The 9,830-nt window shown below is 65.4% G+C and carries 8 protein-coding genes; 2 read left to right on the forward strand and 6 right to left on the reverse strand.

Annotated features, from left to right (window positions below; translation table 11 throughout):
* On the reverse strand, nucleotides 1-1,224 hold a 1,224-nt coding region (locus tag G6026_RS16315; RefSeq protein WP_347238130.1), incomplete at its 3' end, for an IS1380 family transposase.
* A 176-nt stretch (nucleotides 1,225-1,400) separates the two neighbouring features.
* Between G6026_RS16315 and G6026_RS16320 the strand changes: the two genes are divergently transcribed.
* Together G6026_RS16320 and G6026_RS16325 are read left to right on the forward strand one after the other, a co-directional pair.
* Nucleotides 1,401-1,979, forward strand: coding sequence for a restriction endonuclease subunit S (locus tag G6026_RS16320; protein ID WP_182613780.1), 579 nt, complete (start codon nucleotides 1,401-1,403; stop codon nucleotides 1,977-1,979).
* A 2-nt stretch (nucleotides 1,980-1,981) separates the two neighbouring features.
* Complete coding sequence (locus G6026_RS16325) at nucleotides 1,982-5,092, forward strand: type I restriction endonuclease (protein WP_182613781.1); 3,111 nt, start codon at nucleotides 1,982-1,984, stop codon at nucleotides 5,090-5,092.
* 447 nt (nucleotides 5,093-5,539) lie between these two features.
* Here the strand turns inward: G6026_RS16325 and dnaB are convergent, their stop codons facing one another.
* The 5 genes from dnaB to G6026_RS16350 form a co-directional block, all read right to left on the reverse strand.
* The gene (gene dnaB, locus G6026_RS16330) at nucleotides 5,540-7,330 is read right to left on the reverse strand and encodes a replicative DNA helicase (RefSeq protein ID WP_182613799.1); all 1,791 of its coding nucleotides are present in this window, start codon (nucleotides 7,328-7,330) and stop codon (nucleotides 5,540-5,542) included.
* 506 nt (nucleotides 7,331-7,836) lie between these two features.
* On the reverse strand, nucleotides 7,837-8,289 hold the full coding sequence (rplI, locus tag G6026_RS16335; RefSeq protein WP_182613782.1) for a 50S ribosomal protein L9: 453 nt from the start codon (nucleotides 8,287-8,289) through the stop codon (nucleotides 7,837-7,839).
* A 116-nt stretch (nucleotides 8,290-8,405) separates the two neighbouring features.
* Nucleotides 8,406-8,963, reverse strand: a complete 558-nt coding sequence (locus G6026_RS16340; RefSeq protein ID WP_182613783.1) for a single-stranded DNA-binding protein — start codon at nucleotides 8,961-8,963, stop codon at nucleotides 8,406-8,408.
* A gap of 89 nt (nucleotides 8,964-9,052) precedes the next feature.
* Nucleotides 9,053-9,340, reverse strand: coding sequence for a 30S ribosomal protein S6 (gene rpsF / locus G6026_RS16345; protein WP_107757797.1), 288 nt, complete (start codon nucleotides 9,338-9,340; stop codon nucleotides 9,053-9,055).
* A gap of 144 nt (nucleotides 9,341-9,484) precedes the next feature.
* Nucleotides 9,485-9,830 (reverse strand): LuxR C-terminal-related transcriptional regulator (locus G6026_RS16350; protein ID WP_241728144.1); only part of this gene is annotated, 346 nt, incomplete at its 5' end.

Here is a 9,830-nt window from a genome sequence, read left to right on the forward strand (position 1 = left end):
CGCGCCGGTGCAGGCCAGCATCCGCGTCCAGGCCAGGAGATCCGCGGCGATCATCACCGCCACCAGCCAAGCCTGGTTGAGAGCGAACTCCCGCGAGGGAAGCCTGCCCAGGCCGGTGTCTTTGGCGTGGCGGATCCGGTCCTCGACCCGGGCGTGAGCCCGATGCCTGGCTTCAAGAAACTGCAGCTGGCCGGTGGCGGTGTTGGTGACAAAAGCCTGGTAGCGCCACCCGTCGATCTCCTCGAACATCGACAACTGAGCGCCCGGGTGTGGCCGCTCGCGGCGCACGATCACCCGCATCCCGTCTGGCCACTTTGCGAGCATCCCGGGAGCGAGGAACCCGGTCAGCTCCGCGATGTCGGCCCCGTCGCGGATGTCCCCGTTGGGGTTGAGCGCTGGTCCCCACGCGGCTTCGGGGCAGGTCGCGATGGCTCGACGAATCGGGGCAGTGATAGCGAAGCCGACCGAGTACTCCACACGTCGACCACGGATGCGGTTCTGCTCGGTGATCCACTCCAGCAAGTCGTGGGAGGCGCCTGCACCGTCGGATCGAATCAGCAGGTCACGCCGGTGAGCAGCGGGGATCTGCGCGATTGCCTGGCCCAGGACGTCGATGTGGTCAGCCGCGGTGTTGGACCCGGCGTTGCCCGGGCGCAAGCTCGCGGCGAGAAACTCTTCTGTGTTGTCGCACCACACGCCGATCGGGTGGTAGCCGAAGGTGCGCTTGTACGTCGGCGCGGCGTTCTCTTTCTCGCTGTGGGTGACCACGATGGTGGCGTCCACATCGAGCACGATCGTCGATCCGAGGTCCCGACCTGCACATTTGGATGCGGGAACCCCGCCTGGTAGTTGGGACCACACGTGACGCCGGGTACGGGCCCGCGCGACTTGGATCTTCTTACGCTTGCCGGCAGTGATCTCGTCCAGGGTCCGCCATACCGTCGGTGCTGAGGCCACCGGGCCCAGGGCCCCGGATTGGTGGCGCAGGACGCCGATGTCGGAGATGGACTCGCCACCATCTGCGAGCATCACCGCGACATCGGTCAACACCCGGCCGCGGTCATGGATGGGGATGAATTGTCGGCGAGCCATGGCCCCTGACAGCTCGGTGGTCAGACCGACCTGATCAGCCAGAAGTCGAGGCGCGATGGCCCCGGCGTGCGAGATCACCCCGACACCATCTGCAGTAACGGACAGACCGGCCGACCACGAAGTACGCTTCACCTACCGAGTGCTTTCTGCTTGAGGACCTGGAGCTCTAGACAAGTCCCAGTTTCCCCTGTTCAGGAAGCACTTCGGTCTATTTTCGCCCAGCGATCCGCAGATCCCCATGAAACACCGGGGCTAAGGGGCTTAACGCAGGCGTCGAACTGGCGAACTCGGAATCAGGACTCCCCGCGGTGCCCGCCCACTGGTCAGTCGGCCCTGTCAAGAGATTCCTGCATTCGCTCGACCATCACAGGATCCCCCTCAGCACAACTGAGCGAGGGGTTCGCCAAGGCACTCACCCTTATTACGGGGCTTCTGGCGTTATCGACTTCGTAGATGACTACCTCTTCGACGAGCCCCTGTTACTGGTTTCTGAAGACGGAGCGAACCTGCTCGGACGCCGGACACCTATAGCCTTTGTCGCAGCCGGAAAATACTGGGTCAATAACCACGCCCATATACTCAAGCCCATCGAGAACGAACCCCCCAATTTCTGGGCATACCGTATAGAGACGGCAAGTATTGCTCCGTTTATTACCGGATCAGCACAACCGAAGTTCACCATCGAAGCATTAATGAACATGCCCATTACAGCGCCGCCAACCGTCACAGAACGGCGTGAAATTGTCGCGTTCCTTGAACATCACTGCTCGAAGATCGATGCGCTCATCGCCAAGTCGACCGAGATGATCGAGACGCTCCGCGAATATCGGTCTGCCCTGATCGCCAATGCTGTGACGGGGAAGATCGACGTGAGGGAGGCAGTGTAGTCATGGCCCAGCATCACGAGTCCGTGCTCGAGGACGAGATCTGCGCTCATCTGGCCGCGCACGGATGGGAGTACTCACCCAACGACGCGGGGTACGACCGCGAGCTCGCGCTTTTTCCCGCGGACGTGTTCTGGTGGCTCCAGCACTCCCAGCCCGACGAGTGGGACAAGCGAGTCAAACCCGTAGATTCGCCCGCGGCGCAGGAGAAGTCCAAGTCCGCGCTGCTGCAGCGGCTATCCAAGGCACTTTCAGCGGACCTCAAGGCCGACGGCGGGACGCTCGCCGTCCTGCGGCGCGGCTTCTCGGACTTCAACGCAAACTTCGCGATGTGCCAGTTCAAGCCCAACTCCGGGCTCAACGCCACCACCGCCGCCAAGTACCAGGCCGTGCGGTTGCGGGTCATGCGGCAGGTCCACTACTCCAAATCCAACCCGAAGAAGTCCATCGACCTGGTGTTCTTCTGCAACGGCATCCCCGTCGCCACAGCCGAGCTCAAGACCGACTTCACCCAGTCAGTTGAGCACGCGATCGAGCAGTACAAGAAGGACCGCCTACCCAAGGGCGAGCCTCTGCTCGGCTTCGCCACCCGCGCCCTCGTGCACTTCGCCGTCTCCAACACCGAAGTGCACATGACCACCCGGCTCGCCGGCCAGGACACCGTGTTCCTGCCGTTCAACCGCGGCAACGGCCACCACGCCGGCAATCCGCCCAACCCGCACGGCTCGGCCACCGCCTACCTGTGGGAGACCATCCTTCAGCGCGACACCTGGCTAGAGATCCTCGACCGTTTTATGCACCTGGAAATCAGTGAGAAACGCGACCCGGACACCGGAAAGAAAATCCGCAGGGAGACCCTGCTGTTCCCGCGCTACCACCAGTGGGACGCCGTCACCCGACTCGTCCAGGCGGCGCGCACCGAAGGGCCCGGGCATAAGTACCTCGTCCAGCACTCCGCCGGCTCGGGCAAGACCAATTCCATTTCCTGGCTAGCCCAGCGACTGTCGTCGCTGTATGACGATGACGACGACAAGGTGTTCTCGTCGGTCATCGTGGTCACCGACCGGACCGTTCTCGACGTGCAGCTTCAGGAAGCCATTCACCAGATCAACCGCACTACCGGCGTCGTGGCCCACATCGATGGATTGACCGGCTCGAAGTCTTCTGAGCTGGCCGAGGCGCTCGAGTCGGGGACCCACATCGTCGTCGTCACGATCCAGACCTTCCCCTACGCCCTGGACGCCATCGCCGACCGCGCCACCCTCCACGGTCGGTCCTTTGCGATCATCGCCGACGAAGCCCACTCGTCCCAGGCCGGCGGAGCGTCCAACAAACTCAAGCAGGTCCTGTCACAGGCCGAGCTCGACGAAGTCGCCCAGGGCGGGGCCGTGTCGGCCGAGGACATGCTCGCCGCCGAGACCAGAGCCCGCGCCGAGGCCGGCAACATCTCCTTCTTCGCCTTCACCGCCACACCCAAGGCCACCACGCTGGAACTGTTCGGCCGCCCCGGTCCCGACGGCACCCCGCAGCCCTTCCACCTGTATTCGATGCAGCAAGCAATCGACGAGGGCTTCATCCTGGACGTCCTGCGCAACTACACCCCGTACAAGACGGCGTTCCGGCTCTCGCACAACGGCAAGACCTACGCCACCAGCGACACCGGGGAAGGCACCGTCGCCGTGACTACCGAGGGCGGCGACGACGACCTGGTGGACCGGTCCGCCGCAGTGAAGTCGGTGATGAACTGGGTCAAGCTGCACCCCACCAACATCTCGCAGAAGGTGCAGATCATCGTTGAACACTTCCGTCAGAGCGTGGCCTGGCGGCTGAACGGACAGGCCAAGGCAATGGTGGTGACCAGTTCCCGCAAGGCCGCCGTGCGATACAAACTCGCCTTTGACAAGTACGTGGCCGAGAACGGCTACACCGATGTCGCCGCGCTGGTCGCGTTCTCGGGGGAGGTGACCGATCCCGAGTCCGGTACCGACGAGCCGTTCTCCGAGATCAACATGAACCCCGGGCTCAAGGGCCGCGACCTGCGCGATGCGTTCGCCACAGACGAGTTCCAGGTGATGCTGGTGGCCAATAAGTTCCAGACCGGGTTCGACCAGCCCAAGCTCGTTGCCATGTACGTCGACAAGCGCCTCGGCGGGGTCCAGGCCGTGCAGACCCTCTCCCGGCTCAATCGGACCTTCCCGCCGCTGAAAGACCAGACCTTCGTGCTGGACTTCACCAACGAGGTCGACGACATCGTCGACGCGTTCGCCCCCTACTACCAGGCCACCACGCTGGCCGACGTCACCGATCCCAACATCGTCCACGACACCGAACGCAAACTGTCCGTGGCCGGAATCTACGAACGCCCCGAGGTCGACGGCTTCGCCGAGGCCTTCCTCGCCCGTGAGGGCCACAACGCGTTGGTGAAGTGGGTCGCTCCCGCTACCGACCGTTTCACGGTTCGGATGCGGACCGCGGTCGAGGCCTCCGACACCGTGGAGATCGACGAGTTGCTGATGTTCCGCAAGGACGTGGGCACCTACGTCCGGCAATACGAGTTCCTTTCCCAGCTGTTCGACTACGAAAACCCATGGCTGGAGAAGCTCGCGCTGTATCTCAAGCTCCTGGCCCCGCAGCTGAGCAGCGGGGAGAAGGACACGCCCATCGACCTGTCCGCGGTGGCTATCGACTACCTCGGCCACCACCGCCAGGCCACCCGGGACGGTGAGCTGGTCGGCGGCACTCCGCTCGAGCCCGCCCGCGAGGCCGGCACCGGCGCGGTCCGCGACCCCGACATGGTCGCCCTCGACGAGGTAATCAACCGCATAAACGACCTGTTCGCCGGCGACCACCCCGACTCCTCCGTCCGCAACGTGGTCACCCACATCAGGGACCGGCTCGAAGAAAGCGAGACCCTCAAGACGCAGGCCCAGAACAACTCACTCGCCCAGTTCCGAGCCAGCCCCGACATCGATGTCGCCTTCACCGACGCCGTCATCGGATCCATGGACTCCTCGGCAGACCTCTCCGCCCAGATCCTTAACAACAAGGACCTAGCCCGCGCTCTGCTCGGCGAGCTCCTGCCGGCCGTCTACCGGACGCTGAGCAAGGCGAGCTGAACCGTCTGATGACGTCCGACGAGAGTGTCAAATGGGCTACGTGCCACGACTGTGGCCAGCACTCGCAGCTGGGAAGTAACGGCAAGCTAGTCCCTCACTTCGACCGGCCGAACAAGCGCCGCCAGTGCGTGGGCTCTGTGAAGCATGTGCAACAGCAACAGTTGCTGGAGCAGCCGCCCGCAGCCAACATCGCCCCGGCGGTTGCAATCCCTCCGCCTCGCCCTAAACCCGTCAGAGTCGAGTATCCCGACACCCCAAGTGGAAAATCGATCCGAGCAATCAGCGGCGGCGCGATCGAATCCAAGCGTAGATAGCCTCCAATCGTAGCCGCGCAACGCCCGCCTACTCACGCGCGTGGGGTGTCGGATAGGGGAGAGGACAGATTCCTGCGAATCGTGTGACAAGCCGGTGAGAAATTGACAGATTGTCTGAGAACCGACACGGCACCTACAAGCCCCGCGCCATGTCGACGAACCGCGAGTAGTGAAGCTGGTGCGCCACGGTGATGGTGGAGGTCGGACCGCCACGGTGCTTGCCCAGGATCAGGTCGGCCTCGCCGGCGCGGGGGTCGTCGCGTTCGGTGGAGTCGGGGCGGTGGAGCAGCATGACGATGTCGGCGTCCTGCTCCAGCGAGCCGGACTCGCGGAGGTCGGAGACTTGGGGCCGCTTGTCGGTGCGCTGCTCTGGGCCACGGTTCAGCTGCGAGATGGCGATCAGAGGGACGTCGAGCTCCTTGGCCAGCAGCTTGAGCTGGCGGGAGAACTCGGAGACCTCCTGCTGGCGGGACTCGACCTTCTTGCCGCTGGACATCAGCTGCAGGTAGTCCACCACGATCAGCCGCAGGTCGTGCTTCTGCTTGAGCCGGCGAGCCTTGGCCCGGATCTCCATCATGGTGAGGTTGGGCGAGTCGTCGATGAACAGTGGGGCCTCGGAGATCTCGCCCATCCGCCGGGCCATGCGGGTCCAGTCCTCGTCGCTCATCTTCCCCGACTTCATGTCGGAGAGCTTGACGCGCGCCTCGGCGCTCATGAGGCGCATGACGATCTCGGTCTTGCTCATCTCCAGGGAGAACAGGACCGAGGAGAGCCCGTTCTTGATCGAGCACGAGCGCATGATGTCCAGGCCGATGGTGGAGTTGTGTGTGGGGATCGCGGTGGGGCCGGCCAGGTACAGATGATCGTCGGCGGCGACCTCGATGCACCTGACCGGCACACTGTGCGCGCCCCGGACGTCGATGATCAACCGATCGGGGCGGCTCGAACTGGCACTCTCGGGCACGAGGATCCCGAAATCGCTCACCAGCATCAGCGTCTCGAGGGACTTGGTGGTGACGGTCTGGTGGGTGCCGCCCATCTCGATCCGCCACTCGTGCTCCGCGTCGGCCACGATCTCCGCGCCGTCGTTGAACCGGAGCGTGAAGCACGGACGGTCCTCCCACACCTCGGTCACGGCCACCACCTCGGTCGGCTGCCCGTCGGCGCCGAGGACCCGGTCGCCTACGACGACGTCGCCCATGGTGGTCTCGCCGTCCGGGGTCGGGAGCACGGTGTCCAGGGCGAGGGCCTTACCGACGCCGGGGCGGGCGGCGATGATGATCATCTGGCCACCGTGCAACCCGTTGGTGATGGCGTCGAGGTCGGCGAAACCCGTGGGCACGCCGTTGCTCAGACCACCGGCGGTGTGGATGGCGTCGATCTCGTCCATCGTGGGCTGCAGGAGCTCCTCGATGACCACGTAGTCCTCGGTGGTCCGCCGCTCGGTGACCTCGAAGATCTCCGCCTGCGCGCGGTCCACGACCTCGGCCACGTCGGCTCCCTCGGACCCCGAGTAGCCGAACTGCACGATCCGCGTCCCGGCGTCGACCAGGCGGCGCAGAATCGCCTTCTCCGAGACAATCTGGGCGTAGTACCCCGCGTTGGCGGCCGTGGGCACGGTGGAGATGAGGGTGTGGAGGTACGCGGCCCCGCCGGCACGCCGGAGGTCACCACGACGATCCAGCTCGGCGGCCACGGTGACGGCGTCCGCCGGCTCGCCGCGGGCGTAGAGGTCCAGGATCACGTCGTAGACGGCCTGGTGCGACGGCTTGTAGAAGTCGCCCGGCTGTATCTCCTCCACCACGTCCGCGATGGCGTCCTTGCTGAGGAGCATCCCGCCGAGCACCGATTGCTCCGCGGTGAGATCCTGCGGCGGGGTGCGACCGAAGTCCGAACCCCCACCCTCGTCAGGCGGAGGCGGCATCTCGTCGGATCCGTCGAATCCCCCCTGCGCCATGACCTCTCCTCTCCCCCTCACGCCCTCGCGTGCGGTACTCCCGAGCCGACTCGCCTGCTCCGCGTGACCAGTTCACTGTAGGCCACCGCAGCGAGACGTCCGGCAGTCACCCGTCGCGTTATCCACAGGCTTCTCCACAATCGTTGGTGGCCGGCTGTGGACAACTGTGGATGAATGTGCGATTCGCTGGGCCGGCGCCATGCGTCGTGTGGACAACCAGTGGAGAAGCCGGTCGCGACTGAACAAACGTGCTGGTCAGCCCCGACTTTGCCGCTTCGGCGGCCGGTGGAGAGCTGCCGTTAACACGAACCCCACGTCGACGCAATAGGTAACGAAAGATGAACAATATCGGTATCGAAACCGACACCATTGTATTTTGCCGCCGGCGTTATCCACAGGCGGTCCACAACCCCGGGGAGACCATGACGAAGGCCCCGGTCGTCACAGACGACGACCGGGGCCTTCGTGGCAGATCAGGCGGGGACGACCTCGAACGCGACCCTGGCGGTCGTGTCGTGACCCAGTTCGACGACGACGCTCTGGGCGCCGGTCGACTTGATGTGCTCCTTGGGCATGTGGACGGCGCGCTTGTCGACCGCCGGCCCCCCGGCCGACTTGATCGCGGAGGCGACATCGCCCGCGGTCACCGAACCGAACAGCTTGCCGGTGTCGGAGGTCTTGACGGCGACCTTGACGTCGGCGAGCGACTCCAGCTTCTGCTTGAGCTCGTTGGCGTGGTCCGAGTCGCGCACCTCACGAGCCTCCTGGACCCGCTTGATGGACTCGATCTGGCGCTCGGCGCCCGGGGTGGCCACGATGGCCAGCCCGCGCGGGAGCAGGAAGTTGCGACCGTATCCGCCCTTGACCTCGACGATGTCGCCCGGCGCACCGAGCTTGTCGACGTCGGCGGTGAGGATCAGCTTCATGATCCGTCTACCTTTCTTTCCTCCGACGAGCCGACCGGGGCCGGACTCTCGCGAGGTCATGTCTCTTGCTTATGGGGTGGGGCGCATCTCGCGCCCCGAGGGAAAAGACCCTGGGATCAGAACGGGGGCTCGTCGTCCATGCCGCCGAAGCCACCGGAACCGCCGGCCCGGGGAGCGCTGCCCCACGGATCGTCGTTCTGCTGGCCACCGCCCTGGCCGCCGCCGTAACCGCCCTGCGACTGGCCGCCGGACTGGAATCCGCCGCCCTGCTGGCCACCACCCTGGAATCCGCCCCCGCCGCCCTCGCGGTTGGTGCGGGTCACCTTGGCGGTGGCGTACTTGAGCGACGGGCCGACCTCGTCGACCTCGACCTCGTACACCGTGCGCTTCTCGCCCTCACGGGTCTCGTACGACCGCTGGCGCAGACGACCGTTGACGATGACGCGCATCCCCTTCTGCAGGGACTCCGCCACGTTCTCGGCGGCCTGGCGCCACACGTTGCAGGTGAGGAACAGGCCTTCGCCGTCCTCCCACTGGTTGGTCTGGGAGTTGAAGCGGCGCGGCGTCGAGGCGACCCGGAAGTTCGCCACCGCGGCACCCGACGGCGTGAACCGCAGCTCGGGATCCGCGACGATGTTCCCGACCACGGTGATGGGGGTGTCGCCCTGTGCCATGCGCTTGTCCTCCGTGTTGACGCTCAGGTGGATGTGATCGGAACTCGACCGACCCCGCCCAGGTTAGCGGGCGAGCCGGACAGTCCGGGTCACTTGTCGGCGCGGAGCACCTTGGTGCGGAGCACGTTCTCGTTCAGGCCGAGCTGACGATCCAGCTCCTTGACCGCGTCCGGGCCGGACTTGATCTGCACGACGGCGTAGATGCCCTCGGTCTGCTTGTTGATCTCGTAGGCGAAGCGGCGCTTGCCCCAGACATCGACCTTGTCGACCGAACCGCCCTCTTGCCGGATCACGTTGAGGAACGTGTCCAGCGACGGCGCCACGGTGCGCTCGTCGAGACTCGGATCGAGGATGACCATCACTTCGTATTGACGCATGGGACCTCATCACCTCCTGTGGACTACAGATTCGGCCACGGGATCTCCGTGGCAGGAGGGTCGTTGCGTCAGCAACCCGCTAAGGCTACCCCGCGTGCGCTCGGCGAACGAAATCCCCGGAGGCCGCGCACCCGCAGGCCCCGTCTAGAGATCGTCGAGTCCGATATACCCGTCCTCGACCGCGCGCACCAGCAGTCGCACCTTGGTCCGGGCAGGCCGGCCGACCGCGTCGTACTTCGACCTCACACGCTGGATGTAGGTGCTGACCGTGGAGTCCGCGAGGAACAGGCGCTCGGTGACCTCCCGTTTGCTGTCGCAGGCGAGCCAGGCGATCAGCACCTCGACCTCGCGATCGCTGAGCTCCGGGCGGGACGCAGGCCGATGCTGGGCGCCGTGCGCGGTGGGTTCGCGCACGGCGGCGTCGCGTACAGCAGCACAGCGGGTGCCGGGCTCGCTGTTGGCGTGGCGCGTGGGCGTGGGCGTGGGCGTG

This window comes from Dietzia sp. DQ11-38-2, assembly GCF_014145055.1.
GTDB lineage: Bacteria > Actinomycetota > Actinomycetes > Mycobacteriales > Mycobacteriaceae > Dietzia.

Bases quoted from the DNA above. Each gene is read 5' to 3' on its own strand.
- G6026_RS16325 (WP_182613781.1), top strand. From the start codon at position 1,982: ATGGCCCAGCATCACGAGTCCGTGCTCGAGGACGAGATCTGCGCTCAT.
- dnaB (WP_182613799.1), bottom strand. From the start codon at position 7,330: ATGCCGCCTCCGCCTGACGAGGGTGGGGGTTCGGACTTCGGTCGCACC.
- rplI (WP_182613782.1), bottom strand. From the start codon at position 8,289: ATGAAGCTGATCCTCACCGCCGACGTCGACAAGCTCGGTGCGCCGGGC.
- G6026_RS16340 (WP_182613783.1), bottom strand. From the start codon at position 8,963: ATGGCACAGGGCGACACCCCCATCACCGTGGTCGGGAACATCGTCGCG.
- rpsF (WP_107757797.1), bottom strand. From the start codon at position 9,340: ATGCGTCAATACGAAGTGATGGTCATCCTCGATCCGAGTCTCGACGAG.